The organism is Variovorax sp. 05N34 (genome assembly GCF_056397405.1).
The window spans coordinates 767,382-792,749 of sequence record NZ_JBFTNI010000001.1 but is presented as its reverse complement, the minus strand read 5'-3'; the positions used below and the strand labels follow the sequence as shown (position 1 = coordinate 792,749).

Genomic DNA, 25,368 nt, shown 5'->3' with positions numbered 1-25,368 from the left:
CCTGCCTGGCAGTGGCGATGGCTGCGGCCCTGGCCGGCTGCGCGGTAGGCCCTGCGTATGTGCAACCAACGACAGCGGCGCCGGCTGCCTGGAAGTCCGCGCCTGCCGCCGAGGGCTGGCTTCCCGCAGCACCCGCCGATGCGCTGGATCGTGGCGAATGGTGGAAGCTTTTTCAGGACCCTGTTCTCGACGACCTCGCCGCACGCGTGCAAGTGTCCAACCAGAACATCGCGACGTCGGTTGCCAACTACGCGCAAGCGCAGGCGTTGGTTCGGGGAGAGCGCGCGGCGCTGTTCCCCAGCATTTCGGCAGGCGCGGGCGCGGATCGCAGTGGCGCTCGCAACAAGTCGCCGGTGACGAGCACCACCGCATCGTTGAACGCGGATTGGGCGCCCGACGTCTGGGGCCGCCTGCGCGAGGCGGTCAACAGCGCGCAGGCGAATGCGCAGGCGAGCGAAGCCGATCTCGCGCTGGCGAGGCTGTCGGCTGTCGGCGCAGTGGCGACCAACTACTTCTCGTTGCGCGAAGCCGACGCCGGAATCCATATCCTCGACGTCACGATCGAAAGCTACAAGCGCAGCCTCGAGATCACGCGCAACCGCTATGCGGCCAGCATCGCCGCGCAGAGCGACGTCTTGCAGGCGGAGACGCTCTACGCGTCCACTCAGGCGGAGCGCCAGCAACTGCAGAGCACCCGCGACACGCTGGAGCATGCCATCGCCGTGCTGGTGGGCGTAGCGCCGGCGGACTTCTCGCTGCCCGTGGCCGAATGGAAGCCGGTCATCCCAGGCGTTCCAGCGGGCGTGCCGACGACGCTGCTGCAGCGTCGGCCGGACATCGCTGCGTCCGAGCGCGCAGTGGCTGCCGCCAATGCGCAGATCGGCATTGCGAGGGCCGCCTACTACCCGAACTTCACCCTCAACGGCGGAGTCAACAGCGCGGCGAGCAAGGTCGGCGATCTGTTCAACGCTTCGAATACGCTGTGGTCGCTGGGCCTGTCAGTGGCGCAGGTGGTGTTCGATGCGGGTGCGATCGGCGCGAGCGTCGATGCAGCCAAGGCGGGTCACGAAGCGGCAGTGGCACGCTATCGGCAGACGGTGCTGGCCGCGTTCCAGGACGTCGAAGACCAGCTCACGTCGGGCAGCAGCCTCGCGCAGCAGGAAGTGAATCGCCGGGTATCGTCCGTCGCCGCCGATCGCACCGAACAGCAGTTCCTCAACCGCTACCGCGCAGGGACGATCGACTACACCAGTGTCGTGGTCGCCCAGGTTTCCGCGCTCAATGCGCGGCGAACGTTGCTCCAAGTGGAGTCGAACCGTCAGATCGCCGCAGTGGCGTTGATCCAGTCGCTGGGCGGCGGTTGGCAGGCCGAATGGATGGCGCAGGGCACCGCGCAGCCGGTCGCCAAGTCGGGCTCCTGAGTTGGCTGCAAGGGTTGGCAAAACGATGAAGACGCTGCTCGACAACCTCGCATGGCACACCCTGGCCGGGCCTCACGCAAAGTACGCCACCGGCACCGACCGAGCTCGCCGCTACGCGCAGGGCTTTTCGCCGATCGTCGGCTTTGCGGACACTCGCCATCCTGATTTCGACGCGCTGACGCCGTACTGCGATCCCGGCGAACACTTCTATTGCATGGACTGGTCAGGCGCGGCACCCGCCAACTGGCGGATCGAAGTGGATTCGACCATGTTCAGGATGGTGTGGGACGGCGCAATTCCCGATGAAGACGAATCGCTCGCTGCCGTTCCGCTGAGGCCGGAGCACGCCGCGCAAGCAGTCGAACTGGCGACGCTGACGCGCCCCGGCCCTTTCGGTCCGAGAACGCTCGAACTCGGTGACTACTTCGGTTGCTTTCAAGGAGATCGCCTGATCGCGATGGCAGGCGAGCGCATGTGCGCCGGGACCTTGCACGAGGTCAGCGGCATCTGCACGCATCCTGATTTCCAAGGACGGGGCCTTGCGCGCCGCTTGGCCGCAAAACTGATCCGCGGCCAGTTGCTTCGTGGCGAAACACCGTTTTTGCACGTCATGCACGACAACGAGAGCGCGCATCGGCTCTACCTTCGCATGGGCTTTCGGGACCATTGCGAAACGGTGGTCCGGGTCATTTCGCCGTGCTGAAACTGACGAGGTCCTGAACGCGGGCATCGCGATAATCGACGCTCTTTCAAGGAGCGCGCGTGGATATCGTTTTGCTGGTCAAGGCCGCCATCATGGGCATCGTGGAGGGGCTGACCGAATTTCTTCCCATCTCATCGACCGGCCATCTGATCCTCGCGGGCTCGCTGCTCGGTTTCGACGACGACAAGGCCAAGGTATTCGACATCGCCATCCAGACCGGCGCCATCTTCGCGGTCGTCCTCGTCTACTGGCACAAGATCCACTCGACCATCGTGGCGCTGCCGCGGCAACCCAAGGCGAGGCGCTTTGCACTCAACGTACTGATCGCCTTCCTGCCCGCGGTGGTCCTCGGTTTGTTGTTCGGCAAGGCGATCAAGGCGCATCTGTTCATTCCGATCGTCGTCGCCAGCACTTTCATCATCGGCGGCTTCATCATCCTATGGGCCGAGAAGCGGCCGCCCGGATCGGTGCGCATCGAGAACGTCGACGACATGACGCCATGGGATGCGCTGAAAGTCGGGCTCGTTCAGTGCCTGGCGATGATTCCGGGGACCAGCCGAAGCGGAGCGACCATCATCGGCGGCATGCTGCTGGGGCTCTCGCGCAAGGCGGCGACGGATTTTTCGTTCTTTCTCGCGATTCCGACGCTCATCGGGGCGGCGGTCTACAGCCTCTACAAGGAACGTGCGCTGCTGTCGGCGGCGGACATTCCGTTGTTTGCGGTGGGCCTGGTGTTTTCGTTCATCAGCGCGTGGCTTTGCGTGCGGTGGTTGTTGAGGTACATCAGTACGCACGATTTCGTGCCGTTTGCGTGGTACCGGATCGCTTTCGGGATCGTTGTCCTGGCCACCGCGTGGAGCGGAATGGTGGTCTGGGCGGACTAGAGCTCGCCCCCAGGCTCGCGCACTTCGTGTCGCTCTCCACCCCCTGACCGGGGGCAACACCGGCGGCCTGGCAAAGCCAATTCCGCGGTGTTTCTGGAAGGGGCGGGGCGTGCGGGGCGGGCGAAGGTCAGGGGAGCAGGTTTCGCAGGGTTGCTTCTACTGCTGCGGCGGTGGCTATGGGCTTTTCCATGGGGAAGAGGTGGGTGCCGTCGAGCATCATGATGCGGCCCTTGGTGACCTGGTGGGTCATGGTCATGCCTACGCGGCGCATTTCTACGGACTGGCGGCCGCCGATGAAGGCTGCCGGGCACTTCAGGGGATGGGCGCGCAGGAGTGCGCTCAGGTTGTGCGGGATGGTGTCGTAGATGGCGGTTTCGACGTCGCGATCGAAGCTCAAGGCGCGGGCGTCCTCGATGTCGAAGGTGCCGTGCTCGATGTAGTCGCGCAGCACTCGCTCATCCCATTTCGCGAAGGCCTTCTTGCTGCGAAAGTGCTCGAAGACGGCCTCGCGATGCTCCCAGATGTTCTTGCGCTTGCGGCTGATCATGCCGGGCGACACGCTCTTCATGAGCGGCGTGCGCTTCATGAGGTTGATGGTGCCGGCGCGCCATCCGCCGATGATGGGGGAGTCGATGAGCACCACGCCGCGGGCGAGTTCGGGATGCCGCGCGGCGCACATGAGGCTCAGGAAGCCGCCGAGGGAATGGCCGACGAGAAATAACGGTTGCCCGGCCTGCTTCATGCGTTCGCGCGCGAAGTCGGCAAGCTGCTCCACCAGGTGCGGCCAGTTGTCGGTGACGGGGTACTTCGGATCGTGGCCGAATTTCTCGATCGCATCGATGTCGAAGCCCCGATTTCGCAGGCTGTCGAGCATCACGCGATAGGTGCTCGCCGGAAAGCTGTTGCCGTGGGAAAAGATGACGGGAGGGAGCATGGGCATCACTGCCGCCGCATCGAGCGCGCGCGGCCAAGACCGGGAACCCCGCGGAACCGGCTTTGCCGGGCCGCAGGGGTTGCCCCCGGAAGGGGGGTGGCGGCCACACGAAGTGGGCAAGCCTGGGGGAGAGCTCTCACCTCAGATCAACTTTTCGTCGGGCGTGGAAATCTTGCGCAGCGCACCGTGCCGCGTGGCCGGCATCTTCAGCGGATGCTCGGTGTAGGCGTCATCCCAGACCGGGTCCTCGATGCTGTCGAAAACTTCGCGCAGCTTCTGTCCCCAGCTGTTGTGCATCATCCGGTAGTAGGGGTTGTCCGCGTCGATGCAGATCACCTTGTCGGTCTGCAACTGGTTGGCCTCGTACACGACGAGGTCGAGCGGCAGTCCCACCGACAGGTTCGACTTCATCGTTGAATCCATCGACACCAGCGCGCACTTGGCGGCTTCGTCGAGCGGGGTGTCGGGTGTGAGCACGCGGTCCAGCACTGGCTTGCCGTATTTCGATTCGCCGACCTGGAAGTAGGGCGTCTCGGTCGTCGCCTCGATGAAATTGCCGGCGGCGTAGACGAGGAATAGGCGCATGCCTTCGCCCTTGATCTGCCCGCCGAAGATAAAGGAGACGTTGAAGTCCAGCCCCGCATGCTTGAGCGCCTCGGCGTCGCGGTCGTACACGTGGCGCACGGCGGAGCCGAGAACGCGGGCCGCATCGAACATGCTCTTGGCGTTCCAGATGGTGATGGGCGTGCCGTCCTCGCCGTCTTCATGGGCTTCGCGCAACTCTTCGATCTGGAGGATTTCGCGTACCGATTGCGAGATGCTCAGGTTGCCGGCCGACAGCAGCACCATGACACGGTCGCCTGGCTTTTCGTAGACGATCATCTTGCGGAAGGTGCTGATGTGATCGACGCCCGCATTGGTGCGCGAATCCGAGAGGAACACCAGTCCGGCGTTGAGTTTGATGCCTACGCAGTAAGTCATGAGATGTTCTTGCACGAAACGGACCACGACGGCCTAGCCGTTTTCGCGCATCTGGAGTTTCTTCAAAGAGTAGAGCGCTTCGAGCGCCTCTCGCGGGCTCATCGCATCGGGATCGATCGCGGTCAGCGCGGATTCTACGGCGCTGATCGTCGGCGCCTCCTCCACCGGAGGGGGGGCAAAAAGGTCGACCTGAGCGCGCGCGTGGGTCTGCTGCGCCTCCAGCGCTTCAAGCGCCTGGCGTGCGTGATTGACCACCGCAGCGGGCATGCCGGCCAAGCGCGCCACCTGGATGCCGTAGCTCTTGCTGGCCGGCCCGGGCTGCATCTCGTGCAGAAAGACGATGTCCCGGCCGGCTTCAGTCGCGCTCACGTGCATGTTGACCGCGCCATGATGGGTCGCCGGGAACTCGGTCAGCTCGAAGTAGTGCGTGGCAAACAGCGTGAATGCGCGCGTGCGGTCATGCAGTTGCGCCGCAATGCCGGCCGCCAGCGCGAGGCCGTCGAAAGTGCTCGTGCCGCGGCCGATCTCGTCCATCAACACGAGCGAATGGGCACTCGCGCCATGCAATATCTGCGCGGCTTCGGTCATCTCGAGCATGAAGGTCGATTGCGCGTTCGCCAGGTCGTCGGCCGCCCCGATGCGCGTGTGAATCGCATCGATGGGGCCGAGTCGGCACGCCTGTGCCGGCACGTGCGAGCCGATCGAAGCCAGCAGCACGATGATCGCCACCTGCCGCATGTAGGTCGATTTGCCGCCCATGTTGGGGCCGGTGATGACCTGCATGCGCTGCTGCGGGCCCAGCCGCGTGTCGTTGGCGATGAATGCGCCTGACGACTTTTCGGCCAACCTCGCTTCGACCACTGGATGTCGTCCCTTCTCGATCTCGATGCACGGGTGCGCGACAAAGCTTGGCGCGCGCCAGTGGAGCGTGTGCGACCGTTCGGCAAGCGTACAGATGGCATCGAGTGTGGCCACGGCAGTGGCGAGCCCCGTCAGATCGGAAACAAAGGGCTGCAGGGCATCCAGCAGTTGCTCGTAGAGCCACTTTTCGCGGGCCAGCGCGCGGTCTTGCGCCGAGAGCGCCTTGTCCTCGAAAGCCTTGAGCTCGGGCGTGATGAAGCGCTCGGCATTCTTCAGCGTCTGGCGGCGACGGTAGTTGTCCGGCACGCGGTCGAGCGCACTCTGAGTGACTTCGATATAGAAGCCGTGCACCCGATTGAACTGCACGCGCAGATTCGTGATGCCCGTGCGTTCGCGTTCGCTGACTTCGAGCTTCAGGAGGAAATCGTCACAGTTCTCGCTGATGGCGCGCAGTTCGTCCAATTCGGCGTCGTGCCCCGTGGCGATCACTCCACCGTCGCGCACCAGCGCGGCCGGCTCGGGGTGGATGGCGGCGACGAGCAATTCGACGCAGCCCGTGGGCGGCGCAAGGCGCGATGCGATTTCGCCGAGCAGCGCTGCCGAAGCGGGCAAGGCGGGAGCAAGCTGCTCGGCCTTGGCGAGCGCCATGCGCAGCGCGACGAGCTCGCGCGGCCGCACCTGGCGCAGCGCGATGCGAGCGGCGATGCGTTCGACATCGCTCGTGTTCTTCAACTGCTCGCGCAAGGTGCGCCAGGGCGCCGCAGTGCTGCCGAAGGGTGCCTCTTGGAGCGCCGCGATGGCGTCCAGGCGCGCCTGCGCATCCGCACGTTCGCGGCGCGGTGCGAGCAGCCATCGCTTCAGCAAGCGGCTGCCCATGCCCGTCATGCAGGTGTCGAGCAGAGAAAACAGCGTGGGCGAGTCTTCGCCGCGCAAGGTCTGCACGAGTTCGAGATTGCGGCGCGTGGTCGGCGGAAGTTCGATCAGATCTCCGTCACGCTCCACCGAAAGCCGCTGCACGTGCGACAGCGCACGTCCCTGCGTGTGTTCGGCAAAGCCCAACAATGCGGCCGCGGCGGCGTGCGCGTTGGTCAGCGACTCGGCGTTCCAGGCGGCCAGATTGGTGCTGCCCATCTGCTCGCACAGCTTGCGCTCGCCAAGGCCGCCGTCGAATTGCCACGCCGGCCGGACAGAAAGCGTGAAGGGCGTGGTGCTGCGCGCGGCCTTCAGCCGGAGTTCGAAGGCGGGCGTGACTTCGGCGCTATAGAGCAGTTCGCTGGGCGCAATGCGGGCGATCCAGGCCTCGAGCGCATCGGCGGGACATTCGGCGAGGCGAAGCTCGGCGCCCGTGACGCTGAGCCACGCCAGACCGCAGAAGTTGCGAGATCCGGCGTGTACCGCGAGCAGCAGCGATTCGCTCTTGTCGTTCAGCAGTTCGGCGTCTGTCAGCGTGCCAGGCGTGACGACGCGGACGACCTTGCGCTCGACAGGGCCCTTGGCCGCGCCGACCTCACCGACTTGTTCGCAGATGGCGACCGATTCGCCAAGCTTGATCAACCGTGCGAGGTAGGCGTCGACCGAATGGAACGGCACGCCGCACATCGTGACGGGTTGCCCGGCAGATTGGCCGCGTTGCGTGAGGGTGATGTCGAGAAGGCGCGACGCCTTTTCCGCGTCGGCATAGAAGAGTTCGTAGAAATCGCCCATCCGGTAGAAGAGGAGGGTCTCGGGATGGTCTGCCTTGAGGCCCAAGTATTGGGTCATCATCGGCGTGTGGGGTGCGGTCGCGGGGAAGTTCATCGAAAGGAAAGCTGCGCGCGGCGATGCGCCGGCAAGTACGCATCATAAGGAACGCCCACCCGGCGCAGCCGTGCGGGACGTCCAATCGAAGCGGGGGTATCCGACCGCTCAATGCTCGCCGCGCCGGCGGCGCGCGACACGCACGGCTTCCACCCACGTGTCGACGTTGAAGCGCTGGCCCGAGTCCGCGATGCGCGCGGACGTGATCCGGTGCAGAGGCAGGCGCCTGATTTCGCCAGGCAGTTCGCAGTGGCCGAGGATGATTTTTTTCTGCAGATCGAGATGGTCGACCTGCATCACGGATTCAACCTTCTTGTCATGCGAATCCATGTAGCGGACGCGAATGCGCGGATGTTCGTCCACCACCGCGTGTTCGCCCTTGCCCTGGATGAACCATTCGGGGAGGGTGTCGGGCACCGAATCGCCCGACGTACTCACGCCGCCACGAACCGTGGGGATCTCGAGGGGAACATGCCCGGAGCGCACCCTGGCTGCTTCGATGCGGCGTTCCGCTTCGCGCCGTCCGGCCAAATGGCGCCAAGCCCACATCACACCGAAGAGCAGCAGTACGCCAGTCAACAATGAAATGAAGAACTGCCACTGCACCATGCTCATGCCCATTCCCCGATCTTTGTCTGGTCTTAGTGCCTAAGTATTCAAAAATCCAAGACAAGAATTTTCGACCCGGACCCTGGCAGCGTCAATCGCTACGCGCCATAGGCCTTTCGTTCAGGGGATGGCCGTATCAATCTTCGTGCGTGTCGTGGGTCGCGACCGCACCGCGGCGCCAGTAGCCTGAGGCCCGGGTCCACTTCGGGTTTGCGCCACGTCCGCCAACCAGGTGCGCGCGAAGGGACTTCGCAGCGCTCGATTCGCACGCCACCCAGGCGTGAAAGTCGCCGTGGGGCAAGGTCAGAGCTCGCAGCGCATCGAGCAGCGGCGTGCCTTCGCCAGGCTCGGCACCGGCGCGATGCACCCAGTGAAGTTCGACAAGGGCTGCCGATTCGAGCGGGATCTCGTCGGCTTTGCCGTCGACTTCCATCAGCACCACAGCGCGCGAACCGGCCGGTAGTTCAGCGAGCCGGCGCGAGATGGCTGGCAGGGCAGTGTCATCGCCAATCAGCAAGTGCCAATCGAATGCGGTCGGAATGATGAAGGACCCGCGCGGACCGCCCACGCCGAGGATGTCCCCGGGCTTTGCGGATTCAGCCCACTGCGTGGCGGGACCGGCGTCGTGCAGGGCGAAGTCGATCTCAAGCGTGCCGGCCGCGGCATCGTGCCTGCGCGGTGTGTAGTCACGCATCATTGGCTTCGGGCCCGGCCACTGTGGGCCATCGGGGCCGATCGTGGGGAGTGTGAGTTGGCCGGTGGTTGCGTCCGGAAAGAAGATTTTCGCGTGATCGTCGAAGCCGGGGCTCGCGAAGCCGGTGAGTTCATCCCCGCCGAGGGTCACCCGGATGAGATGGGGTGTCACGCGCTCTACCGACTGCACCTGGAGCTTGCGAAAGCGCAGCTCATGGCGGACGCGGCGAGGAAGTCGATCGGGATGAATGTCGGACGCGGGCGAGTGAGTTGCCCCGGTTGTTTCAGTCATGAGGCTAGATGCGTTCAAGTTGTTGAGCGGCGCCGTCGAGCACTGCGGCGAATTTGTGGGCTTGTTCTTCGGTGAGCGGTTCTCGCGCCAGACGCATGCGCATCGCGAGCTTGAGGTTCTCGAGGGCGCGAACCACTTGCGGCGGCCGCCCCGCGCGCAGTCCGGCGCCGTCGACGCCGCCACTCATGCGAGCCATCATTTCATCGGTCATCGCGCGGTTGGCCCCGAGGAATTCGCGCCCGGCATCGGTGACGCTATAGCGCTTGCGGCCACCGCTGTCGGCGGTGTCGACGTTCACGTAACCCAGCTCCTCCAGTAGCGTGAGCGTCGGGTAGACGGTGCCGGGGCTCGGGCTGTAGCGTCCGCCAAGGCGTTCCTCGATGCCCTTGATCAATTCGTAGCCGTGGCTGGGTTTGTCGGCGATCAGTTGGAGCAGCACGAAGCGCAGACCGCCGTGCCCGAAAACCCTTCCTCCGCCTCGACCGCCGCGCAGGCCGCCATGGTGGTCGTGGCCTTCGAAGCGCCCGCCGCCCAACCCGTCGCCGTGTTCGGCACGCGGCATGCCGTGAAGGAAGTGTCTGATATCTCGCATGGGTGACCTCTGTCTGGTTTATCGAAAGTCTAAAAGATATATCTAAATAGTGTCGAAGTCAATGCTAAGCGTTGGCGCGGTCGACTTCTCCCTGCGCCGCCGTGAATTTCGCGAAGGACGATGGACTCGCCTCGGATGGCGCTTTATCTGACGCTGAGCGAGCGGCGCCTACCTGATGCTGGCCGACGGCCGGAGACGGTCCTTCACCTTCAGGACGGCGCGGGCAGACGCGCCAACTGGCAATGCCCTTCCACCCACCTCAAGCCAAGGAGCTTGCATGGCGCCGCTTCCTGAGAAGCGTCTTTTTCATTCGCTCGACGCCGCAAGGGGAGTGGCGGCCATCGCGGTGGTCGTCTACCACAGTCATCTGCTGTTTGGGGCACAGTGGTTTCAAAGTGGCTTTCTCGCCGTTGACTTCTTCTTCGGCTTGAGCGGCTTCGTGATCGCGCACGCGTACGGAAGCAAATTGGTCACCGGACGGATGACCACGCGCGAATTCATGAGGGCCCGCTTCAATCGCCTGTACCCGATGTACCTGCTCGCACTGGCACTGATCGTGCTCACGCTGGTGATCATGTGGGCGCTGTCGATGAATTTGCCGTGGTCTCGGACGGCGCTCGCGGCCAAGCTGCCGTTCGCGGTGCTGATGCTGCCGTCACCTTCGCTGGACCCAGGCGGGTACCTCTATTCGTTCAACGTTCCGGCCTGGTCGATCTTTTTTGAAGTACTGGCCAATTTCCTGTTCGCCGTCTTTTGCCGGCCGCTCATGGACGCCCGGATACGCTGGACGGCAATCGCGGTCTCAGCGTCCATCCTGGTGTTTCAGGTCGCCGTACTCGGCATCGAGCAGGGCGGTGCCACATGGAGCGCCGCAATCGCTGGCATTCCGCGCGTCGTGTTCTCGTTTCTGGTCGGCGTTCAACTCTACGACTGGCACAAGCGCCGCGCGCCTGATGAGGGAGAGGGACGTCGCGCTCGGCAAAGCGCCTGGGCCTGGCTGGCACTCGTGGCTCTGCTGGCCTGCCTGGCGGCTCCCGCTCATCCAGCATTGCAACTCGAGAGCACGTTGCTGATCTTTCCGCTGCTCATCCTGCTGCTGGCCGAGTGCGACCTGCGCCTGTCCATCCCGGGACGGGCCCTGCGCCAGTTGGGTATCGTCTCGTATGCCGTCTACATGCTTCATGCCCCTGTCGGCACTGCCTATGCGGCGCTGACGACTTTCCTTGGCGTTTCACCCGACGGGGAGCCCGCGTGGGCGATTGCGTCGATCGCCTGTCTGATCCTGCTGAGCGTTGTCGCGGACCGGCTGTTCGACCGCCCTGTGCGTGCCTATCTGCAAAAAATCGGAGGTCAACGGTTCATTCGACCTCGCGCTGAAGTTCTGCGCCGGCGCTGAAGAACGACCTCGCGCGGAGCCTGCCGCGCAGCCTGCTAGCGCTCTTCCGGCATCGCCTCGAGCCGATCGCCGGACCGTTCGCGCATCGTGCCGCCGGAATCCTCGATGCGCATCTTCGGCAGGAACTGCGGGTACTCGCGCCGCATGAAATCGATCAGCCCTTCGCGCACCGTGCAGCGCAGGTCAAATGCCAGCGCCGACGATGCAGCGGTGCAGAGCACACGAATCTGCATCGTCCGCTCGGTCGCATCCGTCACGCGCAGGTTGAAGAAGCGCCCATCCCATTCGGGTGCCGCCTTGACGATGCGCTCCACCTCGGCCCGCAGCGGCGCAAGCGGCATGCCGTAGTCGGCATAGACGAAGACGGAGCCCAGCAGTTGCGAACTGTGGCGAGTCCAGTTCTGGAAAGGGTGTTCGATGAAGTAGGTGAGCGGCAGGATGAGGCGCCGGTCGTCCCAGATCCGCAGCACGACAAAGGTGCCGCTGATTTCCTCCACGCGGCCCCATTCGCCTTCGACCACCAGCACGTCGTCGAGCCGAATCGGTTGCGCCAGCGCGATCTGCAGGCCGGCAATGAGATTGCTGAAAACCGGCTTGGCGGCGAGGCCGGCCACGATGCCGATCACGCCCGCCGATGCCAGCAAGCTGGCACCGACCTGTCGCGCGCCCGGAAACGTCATCAGCATGAGCGCCGCGCCGGCCACCAGCAGCACCGAATTCGCGGTGCGCGCCAGTACGCGTGATTGCGTGAGCACGCGCCGCGCTTCCAGGTTGTCCCTCACGTCCGAAGGATGCTGCTTGACCATGCCTTCGGCAAACCCGCTGACCGCCTGGACCGCAAGCCACGTCGCCGCGGCGATCAGCAACAGGCCATTGAGATGCCGGATGTTGCCGATGAAGCGCAGGTCATCGGGCGCCGCCTGCCAAAGCAATTGCAGCCCGATCAGCGGGAGCACGATCTTGGCGATGCGCTTGATGTTGAGCAGCATCGTGTGCAGCACCGGCACGGAGCGGGTCACGCGCTCCAGCACCAGCCCGCCCAAACGATGGGCAATCAGGGCCAACGGCACGATCAGGAGCGCCGCAATCAGGAGGCCGACCCACGGATTGGCGAGCATGTCCTTGGTCATCGTCATCAGGCGGTTTCGGTCTTGGTTCCGGGTTCGTTGTCGGTTTCTTCGAGAGATTGCAGGATACGCGCCGCATCGTCGCGCAATTGCGCGGCGATGCCAGTGGCCATGTCGAGGCGCCGGAACATCCATGGCGTGATGTCGTTCTCGAAAGGATCCGGCAGCGGAATCGGGCCTGCAATCGTGCTTGAAGATGCGCTTTCCGGCATCGCCGGTCCGCCGCTGGGCGCCGAGCCGATGATCGCCTCGATGCGCTGCGCGGTGCGCGCCAGCGGCCCTTCGATGTCGGACAAGGTGAGCCGGTCGCGCCGCAGCACGAGCATCGACTTGACGGCGCTCAGTTGGGCCAGCAACTGGTAGCTGTGCGCTTGAAGGTGTTCGAGCGGCCCGACCGGCGGACGCACCGCGCGGGGTTCGGACAGAGAGCGTTGCGTCGCCTGCACCAGTGCTGAAAGGCTGTCGAAAGCCTCGCGGCGGGCGAGGCGCCATTCGAGTTCGGCGCTGGCGTCGACGGATCGCAACTGCCCGAGGCCAAGCGCCAGGCGTGCATGCCGGGCTTGCGCCGTGAGCACGCGGCTCACGAGTGCGGGCAACTGGTTGCGCTCCCATGAGGGCAGCACATAGCAGAAGGCCCACGCCAGCGCGGCGCCGATCAATGTGTCGGCAACGCGTTCGAACAGCGCGAAAGTCGTGCTGATGCCCACATTGAGCATGTGCGCCTGGATCAGCCCAAGCACCGTCGCCGCGACTGCGGTGATCAGGTAGCGGCGCACCGCAAATCCGTGTGCAATGGCCTGCGCCACCGTCATCGTGAACAGCAGTTCCAGCGGCCCAAGCTGGGCGGAGAGCAGCGCCACCGCAAAGATACAGCCCAGCAGGGTTCCGGCGACGCGGCTGTTGCGCCTGTCCAATGTTTGCGAGAGGCTCCCCCGCAGCACTACCACGATGGTCAGCAGGATCCAGTAGTCGTGTGAGCCCCAGGGCATGGCGAGCGCGACGCCGTAGCCCGCCGCGATGGCGAGCGACGCGCGAATCGCATGGCGCAGCGGCGGGGCGTCCCAACGCCAGAGCGCAAGAAACGGCCGCCACGACCATTCGGTAGGGCTGACGAACACCTGCCAGCTCGCGCGCACCACTGCCAGATCGGGTTCGCGGTCGCCGCGGGCGAGCGCCGACAGTCTCAGTACTTCGTCGTTGATATGGCCGATGCGGCTTGCCAGACCGCGCGCAAGCATGGCGGGCGTGGGACCGGTGTAGCCCTGGTTTGCCAAGGGGTCTTCATCGACCCTAATGCCCGCGAGACGCGCACGCCGGTCGGTCAGTTCAGCCGGTTGGCGGCCCAGCAACAGGGCATCGGCGAGTGCCGCGGTATCGTCGGCCAGCTCCTCGAGGATGCGCCGCATCTCGGCCAGGGCCGGCGCGTGGCTCGGCTGCGAACGGAGCATGTCCAAGTCCAGTTCGCTCGCCAGCAGCATGTCCCGCAATTCGAGCACCGTGATCAGCATGCCGGCCAGCCTTTGCCGGCGCGGCGTGCGCGGAGATTCGAGAACGATGTCGCGTGCAGCCTGCAGCTGGTCGGCGAGCGCCGCCTGTTCCCTCAGCAGTTGCCCAAGCAGCGACGCCGGCACTTCGCGCACGTCGCGCAGCTCGTCCTTGGACGTGAACTGCCGCGCTTCGGTGCGCATGAGAGCGGCGAGCGACAGCAGCAGATCGGCCATCACCTGGACGCGATAGCGTGCGTTCAGCGCCAGGTTCGCCAGCGTCGCGTAGATGACGTAGAGCCCCGCGCCGAATCCGAAGTAGAGCGTGCGCTCCAAGGCCTGGTGCATCCCGGTGGGCGTGGGCGTCGCCATCGAGAAGATCATCGAGAACATCACTGCGATGGCGATCGGGATGCCCCGCTTGCCCCAGGCCATCGCAAGAAATGCGAAGAACGTTGCCGGCACCAGCAACAGGCCCAGCCGGACGGGCGCCGCATGAAGCAGTTGGACGAGGAAGAACAACGGCAAACCGATCAGCGGTGCCGGGAGCATCTGCAGGAATTTGCCGCGCCGCGGGGCGGCGAGGTCGGGAGGTGCGGACACGATCACACCGACGGATGCGGCCGATGCCGCTATCGCCCCCAGCCACAGGTGCACGCCGCCGGAGATCAGAAGGAGGCCCACGGCGACGGAGATTCCGTTCGCGATGTAGTGGCTCAAGGCCACGCGCATTGCTGCGCGGCCTCTGTCGGCGGCGGCGCGCGGCGCCTGCATCACTTCGCGGAAGCGTCGCCCTTGCCGGGTGCGACGGACGCGTCACGGCGGATGCGCGTGAGCTTGCGTTGCGGTGGGGCGGCTTCAGCGGCCGGGTCGGCTGCGGCGCCTTCGCTCGATGGCGCCGCGAACTCGACCGTGCTGCGCGCGTAGGTGTCGGCCTTGGAGGCCGAGGGATCCACGGCACGGATGCGGTCGCTGGCGCGCAACTTGTCGTCCACGCCCGCGAACTTGGAGTATTTGGACAGCAGCGGCACGAGTTGCCCATAGATGCGCGGCGCACCGGCCAGGCATTCGCGTTGATCGAGAAAATTGGGTTCGCCCGTGAAATTGCCGATCAGGCCGCCCGCCTCGGTGACGATCAGCGAGCCTGCCGCGATGTCCCAGATGTTCAGGCCGGTCTCGAAGAAGGCATCGGTGAAGCCCGCGGCCACGTAGGCCAGGTCGAGCGCCGCGGAACCGGGGCGCCGCAGGCCGGCAGCCCGCGGCATCAGGTCGGCCATGATCGCCAGGTACTGCTTGAAATTGTCTCCAGTGCGGAAGGGAAAGCCCGTGGAGATCAGGCATTCGCTGAGCCGCGTGCGCTTGCTGACGCGCAACCGACGGTCGTTGACGAAGGCGCCTCGGCCCCTGGTCGATGTGAAGAGATCGTTGCGCGTCGGGTCGTAGATGACGGCCTGTTCGATCTTGCCCCGGACCGAGAGCGCGATGGAGACGCAGTAGACCGGAAAGCCGTGGATGAAGTTGGTGGTGCCGTCCAGCGGATCGATGATCCAGACGTAGTCCGAATCCTTGGCGCCGTGTTCGGTGCCCGATTCTTCGGCCAGGATGCCGTGCCCCGGGTACGCGGTGAGCAGCGTTTCGATGATGGCGTGCTCGCTCGCGTGGTCGACTTCGGTCACGAAGTCGTTGACCTGCTTTTGGGAGACGCGAACGGCTTCGACGTCGAGCGCGGCGCGATTGATGATGGCGCCGGCGGCGCGGGCGGCCTTGACGGCCACATTGAGCATGGGGTGCAGGTTGGGGGACGACATGAATTGTGTGAAGAACGTTAGAAGGGCGCCCTGTGCGTGTAGCCCCCTGAAATGCGGCCCGGCGATGCGGGCGGCGAGAATCGAGGGATTTTAGCGACTCCTCGCCGTCGTGCCTTGCGTTTGCAGTGGCGGCCCGAATCCAGTCTTCATGCCTACCCGATTCATCCTGATCCAGACCAGCCATGCCGGAAACGTCGGCGCCGCGGCCCGCGCCATGAAGACCATGGGTTTTGGCGACCTCGTGCTGGTCGCGCCCCGATGGGCCAACGTGCTGCGGCGCGAAGAAACCATCCAGCGGGCAAGCGGCGCGCTCGACGTGCTGGCCAACGCGCGCATCGTCGACACGCTCGAAGAGGCGCTGGACGGAGTCACGCACCTGTGCGCAACGGCGATGGTGCCCCGCGACTTCGGACCGCCGACGCGCACGCCGCGCGAGCATCTCGAACCGCTCGCCAGGGACGAGGCGCAGCACGTGGCGTTCCTGTTCGGCTCGGAGCGCTTCGGCATGCGCAACGAGGATGTCTATCGCTGCAATGTCGCCCTCAGTATCCCGACCGACCCGAATTTCGGATCGCTCAACCTCGGCGCGGCGGTCCAGGTGATCGCCTACGAATGGCGTCTTGCGCTGGGCGGCTATGCGGTGCGCGATGCGACTGCACCTGTTCGCGCGGCCGATGCGAAGGCGGTCGCCGGAATGCTCGATCACTGGGAACGTTCGCTCGTCGAGATCGGTTTTCTCGACCCGGAGGCGCCGAAGAAGCTCATGCCGAGGCTGCAGCAGTTGTTCAACCGGGCGCGGCCCACGCCGGAAGAGATCCATATCCTGCGCGGCATCGCCAAAGCCATGGCGGATGCCGCGCATGGGGGGCCCAAGACCCCTTCCGCGGTGCGCGAAGATCCTTCGCTATAGACTGCCTGCCCTCTATCGATATAACAACAACCGAGCATGTTTTCGCGGCTGCGTTCCGACATCCAGTGCATCCTCGACCGCGATCCCGCGGCGCGGACCCGCTGGGAAGTATTGACTCTTTATCCGGGCCTGCACGCGGTCGTGCTTCACCGGTTCGCGCATTGGTTCTGGACCCACGGCTTCAAGTGGGTCGGGCGCTTCATCTCGCAGGGCTCGCGCTGGTTGACCGGCATCGAGATCCATCCTGGCGCGATCGTCGGCAAGCGAGTCTTCTTCGATCATGCGATGGGCGTGGTCGTCGGCGAAACGGCTGAGATCGGCGACGGCTGCACGATCTATCAGGGCGTGACACTGGGCGGCACCTCGCTCTACAAGGGCGCCAAGCGGCATCCGACGCTCGGGCGCAATGTGGTGGTCAGCGCCGGCGCCAAGGTGCTGGGCGGCTTTGTGGTGGGCGATGGCGCCAAGATCGGCAGCAATGCCGTCGTGATCAAGCCGGTCCCCGCCGGCGCGACGGCGGTGGGCATTCCGGCACGGATCATTCCCTCGAAGGCTGGCGAGAGTGCCGATCTTGCCAAGCCTGTGACCAACTTCTCGGCCTATGGCGTCACCCAGGAAGACGATCCGCTCAGCCAGGCAATGAAGGGGCTGATCGACAGCGCGGCGGGCCAGGACCATCAAATCGCCTTGCTTTGGCAGGCCATCGAGGCACTGTCGGCGCAGCCCGGCAAGAAAGACTGCGTCCCTCGCGATGCCGCCAAGGACGAGTGCTTCGAAGCCGAGCGGCTGACTCAGCTGATCGGCAAGTGAATCACCTCATTGAATCGGTGAATCACATCCCCACGTAGTTCGGTCCGCCACCGCCTTCCGGCGTTACCCACACGATGTTCTGCGTCGGATCCTTGATGTCGCAGGTCTTGCAGTGCACGCAATTCTGGGCGTTGATCTGCAGCTTTTCCTTGCCTTCTGAATCGGGCACGAACTCGTAGACCCCGGCCGGGCAGTAGCGCTGTTCGGGGCCGGCGTACTCGGGCAGGTTGATGGTCGTCGGCACCGCCGCGTTCTTCAGCGTCAGGTGCGGGGGCTGGTTCTCTTCATGGTTGGTGTTGCTGATGAACACCGAAGAAAGCCGGTCGAAGGTCAGCTTGCCATCGGGCTTGGGATAGGCGATCTTCTTCGAGGCCGACGCGCGCTTGAGCCGCTCGTTGTCAGCCTGTGTCCGATGAATGGTCCAGGGCACGTTGCCGCGCAGCAGCAAATGCTCGATACCGGTCATGACCGTGCCGACCGCGAGGCCCTTCTTGAACCACTGCTTGAAATTGCGCGCCTTGTGGAGCTCGGTGTGCAGCCAGCTCTTTTCGAAGGCGGCCGGATAGGCCGTGAGTTCGTCATGCTGGCGACCGGAAGTGACCGCCTCGAAAGCAGCTTCTGCGGCCAGCATGCCGGTCTTGATGGCGGCATGACTGCCCTTGATGCGGCTGGCGTTGAGATAGCCGGCATCGCAACCGACCAGCACGCCACCGGGGAACACCGTCTTTGGCAGCGAGAGCAAACCGCCCGCCGTGATCGCACGTGCGCCGTAGCTCAGGCGCTTGGGTGCCTTGAGGCCCTTGTCCTGCCCTTCGAAATACCAGCGGATGTTGGGATGCGTCTTGAAGCGCTGGAATTCCTCGAAGGGGCTCAGGTATGGATTCTGGTAGTCGAGGCCGACCACGTAGCCGATGACGATCTGGTTGTTTTCGGCGTGGTAGAGGAACGAGCCGCCGTAGGTGTCCGAAGGCAGCGGCCACCCGGCGGTGTGCACGGCGAGCCCGGGTTCGTGGCGTGCGGGATCGATCTCCCACAATTCCTTGATGCCAATGCCGTAGCTTTGCGGATCCTTGCCGGCGTCCAGCTTGTACTTGGAGATGAGCTGGCGGCCCAGGTGTCCGCGCGAGCCTTCGGCGAACACGGTGTACTTGCCGAGCAGTTCCATGCCGAGCTGGAAGTTCTCGGTGGGTTCACCGTCCTTTCCGATGCCCATGTTGCCCGTGGCAACGCCGCGGACCTTGCCGTCTTCGGTGTAGAGCACTTCCGCTGCGGGAAAGCCCGGGAATATCTCGACCCCGAGTGCTTCGGCCTGTTGGGCGAGCCAGCGCACCACGTTGCCGAGGCTCACGATGTAGTTGCCGTCGTTGTGGAAATTCTTGGGCAGCAGGAAGTTCGGCGTGCGCGTCGCGCCGGTCTCTGTCAGCATCAGGAAGGTGTCCTGAGTGACAGGCTGGTTGAGCGGTGCGCCCAGTTCTTCCCAGTCGGGAATCAATTCATAGAGCGCGCGTGGGTCCATGATCGCGCCCGACAGGATGTGCGCGCCGGGCTCCGAACCCTTTTCAAGCACGACGACCGAGATTTCCTTGCCGTGCAATGCGGCCAATTGCTTCAGACGGATGGCGGTTGAAAGGCCTGCCGGACCAGCGCCGACGACAACCACGTCGTATTCCATGGCTTCGCGGGGGCCAAACTGGGCAAGTATTTCGTCATGCGTCATTTTGTGGGTCTCGTCGATAATGATTCGGGGGTGCGAGGCACCGCTTAGGCCGGACCATTTTATGCGGCGGTTGCGCGGGTCCCGGGCCGTCGCGTCGGCGACTCCAAGAGGATCTTCCATGGCTTACAGCATCGATCTTTCCGGCCGGGTGGCTTTCGTCACGGGCGCGTCCAGCGGACTCGGCGCGCAGTTCTCCAAGACCCTGGCGCGCGCCGGTGCGGCAGTGGTCCTGGCCAGCCGCAGCACCGACAAGCTCAAGGAGCTTCGCGCGCGCATCGAAGGCGAGGGCGGCGACGCCCATGTGGTCGACCTCGACGTCACCGACATCGACAGCATCAAGGCCGCCGTGGCGCGCGCCGAAACCGAAGTCGGCCCGATCGACATCCTGGTCAACAACTCCGGCGTCAGCACCACGCAGCGCCTCCAGGAAGTGTCGAGCAAGGACTACGACTTCATCTTCGACACCAACGTCAAAGGCACTTTCTTCGTCGCGCAGGAGGTGGGCAAGCGCATGCTCGCGCGCGCCAAGGGATCGGCGCCGGGCACCTATATCGGCGGGCGCATCATCAACATCGCTTCGGTCGCCGCGCTCAAGGTGCTGCCTCAGATCGGCGTCTATTGCATGAGCAAGGCGGCCGTGGTGCAGATGACGAAGGCAATGGCGCTCGAATGGGGGCGCTTCGGCATCAACGTCAACGCCCTGTGCCCGGGCTACATCGCGACGGAGCTCAACGAAGAACACTGGGTGACCGATGGCGGCCAGAAGCTCGTGGGCATGCTGCCGCGAAAGCGCGTCGGCAAGCCGGAAGATCTCGACGGATTGATCGTCCTGCTTGCGAGCGGGCAAAGCCATTTCGTCAATGGCGCGGTGATTGCGGCGGACGACGGCTTCGCGCTCTGAGTCCGTTGCGCGCTGGTCGGCTCACACCGGCTTCAGGACGATGCGAGCCTCGAAGCCCGTCGTCGCGCCCACGGCCGGTGAACTCAGCTCGAGCCGCCCGCTGAGCTTCTCGACGATGGTTGCGACGATCGACAGGCCCAGTCCGTAGCCTGCATGCCCCAGGTCGTGACGGACATGCCGCTGCCGCAGCGTGCGCAGTTGCTCCGGGCTCACGCCCGGTCCGGCGTCGCGCACGGAAAGCGTGCAGGGCGCCATCACTTCGATGACGATGCGGCCGCGGCCGTACCGCAATGCGTTCTCCACCAGATTGCGCAGCGCGATCGCCAGCGCATCCACGTCGCCGAGCGCGGTGGGCGGCTCCGTGTCGGGCACCTTCAGTGCCAGGCGCTCGTTGGCATCGGCGCTCTGCCAGAACTCCTGTGCCACCGCGCCCGAGAGTTGCACGAGGTCGATGCGCTCACGCGCCAGCGAAGCGGCCGATTCGGCTCTTGAAAGCTGCAGCAGCTTTTCGGTGCGGTGGCCGAGCACCTGAAGCGCTTCGAGCGCAGCCAGCACTTCGTCGCGCTGCAAGTCGTGCTCCAGCGCGGTCTGCAGCCGCAATCGGGCGGCGGCAAGCGGTGTGCGCAGCTCGTGCGCCGCATTCGCCGCCAGCGCGCGTTCGACGTCGAGCGATTGCGAGAGCCGTTCGAGCAGCTGATTGACGTGATCACCGACCGCCCGGAGTTCCCTGGGCAGCCCTGGCAGCCGGATCGGCCGCAGGTCGGCCCCGCTGCGCTGCTCGATCTCGGCCGCGAGCATCTCCAGCGCACGCAGTTCGCTCCGCGCCACATTGCGAAGCACCAGCGCCAGCAGCGGCAGAACGGCGCCCAGCGGAATGATCAGCCCGAAGAGCGTGTGGTTGAGTGCCTTTTGCCTTTCGGTCAGCGGATCGGCGACCTGCAGAAACAGCTCGCGCGTCGGATGCCGCACGGTGTAGACCCGCCACGGTCCGATGCTCGCGAAGCCGGGCGTGAGCGGCACATCGAACGAGGTGCCCGTGGCTTCGGCGGATCGCAGAAGAACGCCTTCGTGCAGATCGACCAGTTGGTACTTCACCGCATCGCTCGGAAACATCGTCTGAGGCGCCGCGATCAGCGGCTTCTTCGCGCCGGAATCAGGTTGCTGCCGTTCGCCGAGTTCGTGCAGGGCCATGGCGAATATGCGATGCGAGACTTCCACCAGCTCGTGGTCGAAGTTGTGATTGATCTCGCGATTCACATACCAGACCACGCCCAGCACGCCCATCAGCCAGACGCCGCCGATCCAGACGATGAGCGTGCGCGTCAGCCGGCCCGCGAGCGAATCGCGCTTGCCGGAGGAATCGGCACCGCCCGAAGGCGGAAGCCTGGGGTTCATTCGTCCTCTTCTTCGACTTCAGGCGCAAAGGACAGCCGATAGCCCAGGCCGCGAAGCGTCTGGATGTGGCTGCGGCCGAGCTTGCGTCGCAGACGGCTGATGAACACCTCCAGCGTATTGCTGTCGGCCTCGTCGCCAAAGCCATAGAGTGCGTCGGCGAGGTTGTCGCGCGTGTGAATGCGATCGGGCCGGGTGGCCATCACGCGCAGCAGCGCCCATTCCTTCTGCGTCAGCAGGACGGGCATTCCGTCCTTGAGGACCAAGTCGCGGGCGAGATCGATCTCCAGCGTGCCGAGCCGCACCACCGGCGAGCTGCTCGTGCTGCGCCGGCGTTCGACCGCCCGCAGTCGCGCGAGCAGTTCCGCGGGATCGTAGGGCTTGATGAGGTAGTCGTCCGCGCCGGCGTCGAGGCCGCGGATCCGATCCGTCACCTGGTCGCGCGCCGTCAACACGATCACGATGGGACGGTCGCGCAACGCACGAACATTGGGCAGCAGCGAAAGCCCGTCCCCATCCGGCAGATGCAGGTCGAGCAGAACCGCTGCGTACTGCACTGTCAGCAGCGCGGCGCGTGCTTGCGCAAGTCCGGGCGCGACATCGACGATGAACGCCTTCGCCACGAGGTAGCTGCAGACGGCATCCGCGAGGGCCGAGTCATCTTCAACCAGCAATATGCGCACTTCGCTGTCCCCTCGATTCACTTCTTGTCACGTGGCAGCCGGCCCATCAGGTAGAACTCCGGATTCGGCTGCATGCCGCTGAAGCTTGCCATCCGGTTTGAAAGACCAAAGAACGCGGTGATGGCGGCAATGTCCCAGATGTCTTCGTCGCTGAAGCCGTGCGCGTGCAACGGCGGAAAGTCGCTGTCGCCGATCTCGTGCGAATGCTCACAGACCTTCATCGCGAATTCGAGCATCGCGTACTGGCGCGGTGTGATGTCCGCCTTTCGCCAGTTGACTGCGACCTGATCGGCCACCAGCGGCTTCTTCTCGTAGATGCGCAACAGCGCGCCGTGCGCCACCACGCAATAGAGGCACCGGTTGGCCGCACTCGTCGCGGTCACGATCATTTCGCGGTCGCCTTTGGTGAGCGAGCCTTCTTCTTTGAGCATCAATGCGTCGTGATAGGCGAAGAAGGCGCGCCACTCGGCCGGGCGGCGAGCGAGCGCGAGGAACACGTTGGGTACGAAGCCGGCCTTTTCCTGCACTTGGAGAATCGAGGCGCGAATGTCGTCGGGCAAATCCTTGAGTTCGGCCAGCGGATAGCGTTGGGTCATGAGGTCTCCTGATAGGCTGGTATGAGGCTCATCATAAGGAGCTACCGAGCGCTCCCGGATGGCCGTCCGCGTCGAGCACCGCCAGGTGGCTTTCATCCTTCAACCCGATGCCCGTCAGGCCGCGTCGCAATGACTCGCGCACCAGCCAGGCCAGCTTGTTCGCAGCCGCGTCGTAGGCGAGGCCCTCGGGACGTATGTTCGAAATGCAATTGCGCTCGGCGTCGTTGCGCCCGCGGCGGGGTGTGTGCGTGATGTAGGCGCCGAGGCTGTCGGGCGAACTGAGGCCCGGGCGCTCGCCGATCAGCATGATCGACAACCGGGCGCCGAGCGCTTCAGCGATCTCGTCCGCCAGGGCCACGCGCGCCTGGGACGCAATCACCACGGGCGTGAGGGTGAGGCCTTTGGGCAACTGCTGCAACTGCTGCAACTGCTGCCGGAACGCAGTCACCAGCGGCACGGCATGCCGATCGACCGCGAGCGAAGACAAGCCGTCGCCAATGACGATGCAGATGTCCTTCGGCGACCCGGCCATGGCGCGCATGCGCGATGCGTCGTCGTCTTCGAGCTGCCGGCCGAGATCGGGGCGGCGCAGATAGATCGTGCGATCGGCCGCGCGGCTTCTGACTTGGGCGGTTTCCCAACCCTGCGCTTTCAACGATGCCGCGAGCGCGTTGGTGTCGAGCTCGGCGTGAATGGCGTCGCGCGCCATCGCGTGCGCCCATCCGAAGCGCAGTATTTCGTCGGTCGGCATGCCTGCCCCGGCTCGGCCGAGCGCAATGCGCGCTGGCGTCGCCTTGCGCCAATCGCTCCACGGGCTGGGGCTGACGAGGTCGTTCGTCATCGGCCGAGAGCGCTCAAGGCGCGCATGTCGGTGAGAAGGTGGTTGGAAGAGGGCGGCAGGAGCCGGCCGGCCATGTCCGTGATCTGCATGCGCTGGAGCCAGGCTTCGAACTCCGGTGCGCGCTTCAAGCCCATCGTCTCGCGCATGAACAACGCGTCGTGAAACGAAGTGCTCTGGTAGTTGAGCATCACGTCATCCGCACCCGGCACGCCCATGATGAAGTTGATGCCCGCGGTACCGAGCAGCACCAGCAGCGTGTCCATGTCGTCCTGGTCGGCTTCCGCGTGGTTGGTGTAGCAGACGTCGCAACCCAGGGGCAGGCCGAGCAGCTTGCCGCAGAAGTGATCCTCCAGGCCCGCGCGGACGATCTGCTTGCCGTCGTAGAGATATTCAGGCCCGATGAAGCCGACGACGGTGTTGATCAGCAGCGGCTTGTAGCGCCGCGCAAGCGCATAGGCGCGGGCTTCGCAGGTCTGCTGGTCGACGCCGAAGTTGGCATTGGCCGACAGGGCGCTGCCCTGGCCGGTCTCGAAGTACATCACGTTGTCTCCGATGGTTCCGCGCTTCGTCGCCAACGCGGCGGCGTACGCCTCGTCGAGAAGTTCGGGTGTCACGCCGAAAGATCGATTGGTTTTCTCGGTGCCGCCGATCGACTGGAACACCAGATCGACCGGGCCGCCCGATTCGATCAGCTTCAACGCGTGGGTGACATGCGTCAGCACGCAGCTCTGGGTCGGAATCTCGAAGCGCTGGATCACCTCATCCAGCATCCGCAACAGGTCTCCGAGCACCTGCATGCTGTCCGATGCCGGATTGATGCCGATCACCGCATCGCCCGCGCCCATGAGCAGGCCGTCGAGCGTGGATGCGGCCACCCCCTGCAGATCGTCGGTCGGATGATTGGGCTGCAGCCGCACCGAGAGATGGCCGGACAGGCCGATCGTGTCGCGGAATCGCGTGATCACGCTGCACTTGCGCGCGACCGCGACGAGATCCTGGTTGCGCATGAGCTTGGACGCCGCGGCCACCATTTCTGGTGTGAGTCCCGGCGCGAGCGCAGTCAATGCTTCGGTGCTCGCCTGTTCGGACAAGAGCCAGTTGCGAAATTCGCCCACCGTGAGGTGCGACACCGGTGCAAAGGCCTGGGCGTCGTGCTCGTCGATGATGATCCGCGTGATGTTGTCGTCCTCGTAAGGCACCAGTGCTTCCGTGAGGAACTGCTTGAGCGGTGTCTCGGCCAGCACGTGGCGTGCGGCCATCCGCTGCTGCGCCGTGGCTGCGGCGATCTGGGCGAGATAGTCCCCGGAGCGCGCCGGACTCGCGAACGCCATGACCTGCTTCAAGTCGATGAACTCGAAGACCTGCGAATCGATGGTGGTTCGGTAGCGCATGAGCGTCGGTGAGAAGGTGAGAAGGCCCGAAGGCAGTGCCGAATGGACTCGGCCACCCGGCAATAATGGGCCCGTTCATTCATTCGACCAAGGGGTAAATCGTGCGATCCATTCTTGTTGCAGCCGCTGTTTCGATGTTCGTCCTGCCGTCAGCCTTTGCGCAGTCGGCGCCCGTCACCAAGCCGAGCGGCCTCATCTTCCAGTCGCTGGTCGACGGCAAGGGAGCCTCGCCCGCCGCCACCGATGTCGTGAAAGTCAACTACCGCGGCACCTTCCCCGACGGCAAGGAATTCGACAGCTCCTACAAGCGCGGCGAGGCTGCCGAATTTCCCCTGAATGGCGTAATCCCCTGCTGGACCGAAGGCGTCCAGCTCATGAAAGTCGGCGGCAAAGCCAAGCTGACCTGCCCACCCGCCATCGCCTACGGCACCCGCGGCGCAGGCGGCGTCATCCCCCCCAACGCCACCCTCGACTTCGAGATCGAACTGATCTCGATCAAAGGCAAGTAACCGAAACAGCTCCGGCCTCGTCCCGGCCTCCATTCC

The 25,368-nt window shown here is 64.8% G+C and carries 23 protein-coding genes; 8 read left to right on the top strand and 15 right to left on the bottom strand.

Annotated elements, in window-relative coordinates; all coding sequences use genetic code 11:
- Positions 1–17: 17 nt before the first annotated feature.
- The 3 genes from AC1DMA_RS03810 to AC1DMA_RS03800 are packed head-to-tail and all read left to right on the top strand — an operon-like array spanning position 18 to position 3,008.
- Positions 18–1,421, top strand: a complete 1,404-nt coding sequence (locus AC1DMA_RS03810) for an efflux transporter outer membrane subunit (RefSeq protein WP_478143276.1) — start codon at positions 18–20, stop codon at positions 1,419–1,421.
- Positions 1,422–1,446: 25 nt separating this feature from the next.
- Entirely contained in the window at positions 1,447–2,124 is a 678-nt protein-coding gene (locus AC1DMA_RS03805; protein WP_478143275.1) for a GNAT family N-acetyltransferase, read from the top strand.
- Positions 2,125–2,183: 59 nt separating this feature from the next.
- Positions 2,184–3,008: an undecaprenyl-diphosphate phosphatase gene (locus tag AC1DMA_RS03800; protein ID WP_478143274.1), complete on the top strand. Its 825-nt coding sequence runs from the start codon at positions 2,184–2,186 to the stop codon at positions 3,006–3,008.
- Positions 3,009–3,135: 127 nt separating this feature from the next.
- Here AC1DMA_RS03800 and AC1DMA_RS03795 read toward each other — a convergent pair whose 3' ends face one another.
- From AC1DMA_RS03795 to AC1DMA_RS03770, 6 genes are all read right to left on the bottom strand, one after another.
- Positions 3,136–3,948: an alpha/beta fold hydrolase gene (locus AC1DMA_RS03795; RefSeq protein ID WP_478143273.1), complete on the bottom strand. Its 813-nt coding sequence runs from the start codon at positions 3,946–3,948 to the stop codon at positions 3,136–3,138.
- Positions 3,949–4,083: 135 nt separating this feature from the next.
- Positions 4,084–4,923, bottom strand: coding sequence for a proteasome-type protease (locus AC1DMA_RS03790; protein WP_478126654.1), 840 nt, complete (start codon positions 4,921–4,923; stop codon positions 4,084–4,086).
- A 33-nt stretch (positions 4,924–4,956) separates the two neighbouring features.
- Positions 4,957–7,581: a DNA mismatch repair protein MutS gene (gene mutS / locus AC1DMA_RS03785; RefSeq protein WP_478126653.1), complete on the bottom strand. Its 2,625-nt coding sequence runs from the start codon at positions 7,579–7,581 to the stop codon at positions 4,957–4,959.
- A 108-nt stretch (positions 7,582–7,689) separates the two neighbouring features.
- Positions 7,690–8,202 carry a hypothetical protein gene (locus tag AC1DMA_RS03780; RefSeq protein WP_478126652.1) on the bottom strand — a complete coding sequence of 171 codons (513 nt, stop codon included), beginning with the start codon at positions 8,200–8,202 and terminating at the stop codon, positions 7,690–7,692.
- Positions 8,203–8,326: 124 nt separating this feature from the next.
- Positions 8,327–9,175, bottom strand: a complete 849-nt coding sequence (locus tag AC1DMA_RS03775; protein ID WP_478143272.1) for a siderophore-interacting protein — start codon at positions 9,173–9,175, stop codon at positions 8,327–8,329.
- Between the two features lie 4 nt (positions 9,176–9,179).
- Positions 9,180–9,767 (bottom strand): PadR family transcriptional regulator, encoded by a 588-nt coding sequence (locus tag AC1DMA_RS03770; RefSeq protein ID WP_478126650.1) that lies wholly within the window; start codon positions 9,765–9,767, stop codon positions 9,180–9,182.
- 277 nt (positions 9,768–10,044) lie between these two features.
- On the opposite strand from AC1DMA_RS03770, the gene AC1DMA_RS03765 reads away from it, so the two are divergent.
- A complete protein-coding gene (locus AC1DMA_RS03765; RefSeq protein ID WP_478126649.1) occupies positions 10,045–11,163 on the top strand; it encodes an acyltransferase family protein in 1,119 nt (372 codons plus the stop codon).
- A 35-nt stretch (positions 11,164–11,198) separates the two neighbouring features.
- Here the strand turns inward: AC1DMA_RS03765 and AC1DMA_RS03760 are convergent, their stop codons facing one another.
- From AC1DMA_RS03760 to AC1DMA_RS03750, 3 genes are read right to left on the bottom strand one after another with little or no spacing between them, the layout of a single operon-like run.
- Positions 11,199–12,293: a mechanosensitive ion channel family protein gene (locus tag AC1DMA_RS03760; protein WP_478143353.1), complete on the bottom strand. Its 1,095-nt coding sequence runs from the start codon at positions 12,291–12,293 to the stop codon at positions 11,199–11,201.
- Positions 12,294–12,298: 5 nt separating this feature from the next.
- Positions 12,299–14,548 (bottom strand): FUSC family protein, encoded by a 2,250-nt coding sequence (locus tag AC1DMA_RS03755; protein ID WP_478126648.1) that lies wholly within the window; start codon positions 14,546–14,548, stop codon positions 12,299–12,301.
- Positions 14,548–15,582: an inositol monophosphatase family protein gene (locus tag AC1DMA_RS03750; RefSeq protein WP_478126647.1), complete on the bottom strand. Its 1,035-nt coding sequence runs from the start codon at positions 15,580–15,582 to the stop codon at positions 14,548–14,550. Before AC1DMA_RS03750 ends, AC1DMA_RS03755 begins: the two co-directional genes overlap by 1 nt.
- Before the next feature lie 148 nt (positions 15,583–15,730).
- Between AC1DMA_RS03750 and AC1DMA_RS03745 the strand changes: the two genes are divergently transcribed.
- Both AC1DMA_RS03745 and cysE read left to right on the top strand, forming a co-directional pair.
- Positions 15,731–16,492: an RNA methyltransferase gene (locus tag AC1DMA_RS03745; protein ID WP_478126646.1), complete on the top strand. Its 762-nt coding sequence runs from the start codon at positions 15,731–15,733 to the stop codon at positions 16,490–16,492.
- A gap of 36 nt (positions 16,493–16,528) precedes the next feature.
- Positions 16,529–17,302, top strand: coding sequence for a serine O-acetyltransferase (gene cysE / locus AC1DMA_RS03740; RefSeq protein ID WP_478126645.1), 774 nt, complete (start codon positions 16,529–16,531; stop codon positions 17,300–17,302).
- Between the two features lie 22 nt (positions 17,303–17,324).
- Here the strand turns inward: cysE and AC1DMA_RS03735 are convergent, their stop codons facing one another.
- On the bottom strand, positions 17,325–19,019 hold the full coding sequence (locus AC1DMA_RS03735) for an electron transfer flavoprotein-ubiquinone oxidoreductase (protein WP_478126644.1): 1,695 nt from the start codon (positions 19,017–19,019) through the stop codon (positions 17,325–17,327).
- Between the two features lie 118 nt (positions 19,020–19,137).
- Here AC1DMA_RS03735 and AC1DMA_RS03730 point away from each other — a divergent pair, with 118 nt between their 5' ends.
- Entirely contained in the window at positions 19,138–19,920 is a 783-nt protein-coding gene (locus AC1DMA_RS03730) for an SDR family oxidoreductase (protein WP_478126643.1), read from the top strand.
- A 21-nt stretch (positions 19,921–19,941) separates the two neighbouring features.
- Here the strand turns inward: AC1DMA_RS03730 and AC1DMA_RS03725 are convergent, their stop codons facing one another.
- The 5 genes from AC1DMA_RS03725 to AC1DMA_RS03705 are packed head-to-tail and all read right to left on the bottom strand — an operon-like array spanning position 19,942 to position 24,823.
- Positions 19,942–21,315 (bottom strand): sensor histidine kinase, encoded by a 1,374-nt coding sequence (locus tag AC1DMA_RS03725; protein WP_478143271.1) that lies wholly within the window; start codon positions 21,313–21,315, stop codon positions 19,942–19,944.
- Positions 21,312–21,995 (bottom strand): response regulator, encoded by a 684-nt coding sequence (locus AC1DMA_RS03720; RefSeq protein ID WP_478126756.1) that lies wholly within the window; start codon positions 21,993–21,995, stop codon positions 21,312–21,314. The genes AC1DMA_RS03725 and AC1DMA_RS03720 overlap by 4 nt, the downstream gene beginning before the upstream one ends.
- Positions 21,996–22,012: 17 nt before the next feature.
- Complete coding sequence (locus AC1DMA_RS03715; RefSeq protein WP_478126641.1) at positions 22,013–22,591, bottom strand: peroxidase-related enzyme; 579 nt, start codon at positions 22,589–22,591, stop codon at positions 22,013–22,015.
- 31 nt (positions 22,592–22,622) lie between these two features.
- Positions 22,623–23,432: an ethanolamine ammonia-lyase subunit EutC gene (gene eutC, locus AC1DMA_RS03710; RefSeq protein WP_478143270.1), complete on the bottom strand. Its 810-nt coding sequence runs from the start codon at positions 23,430–23,432 to the stop codon at positions 22,623–22,625.
- A complete protein-coding gene (locus tag AC1DMA_RS03705; protein ID WP_478143269.1) occupies positions 23,429–24,823 on the bottom strand; it encodes an ethanolamine ammonia-lyase subunit EutB in 1,395 nt (464 codons plus the stop codon). Before AC1DMA_RS03705 ends, eutC begins: the two co-directional genes overlap by 4 nt.
- A gap of 134 nt (positions 24,824–24,957) precedes the next feature.
- On the opposite strand from AC1DMA_RS03705, the gene AC1DMA_RS03700 reads away from it, so the two are divergent.
- Positions 24,958–25,332, top strand: coding sequence for an FKBP-type peptidyl-prolyl cis-trans isomerase (locus AC1DMA_RS03700; protein WP_478126755.1), 375 nt, complete (start codon positions 24,958–24,960; stop codon positions 25,330–25,332).
- Positions 25,333–25,368: the final 36 nt, after the last annotated feature.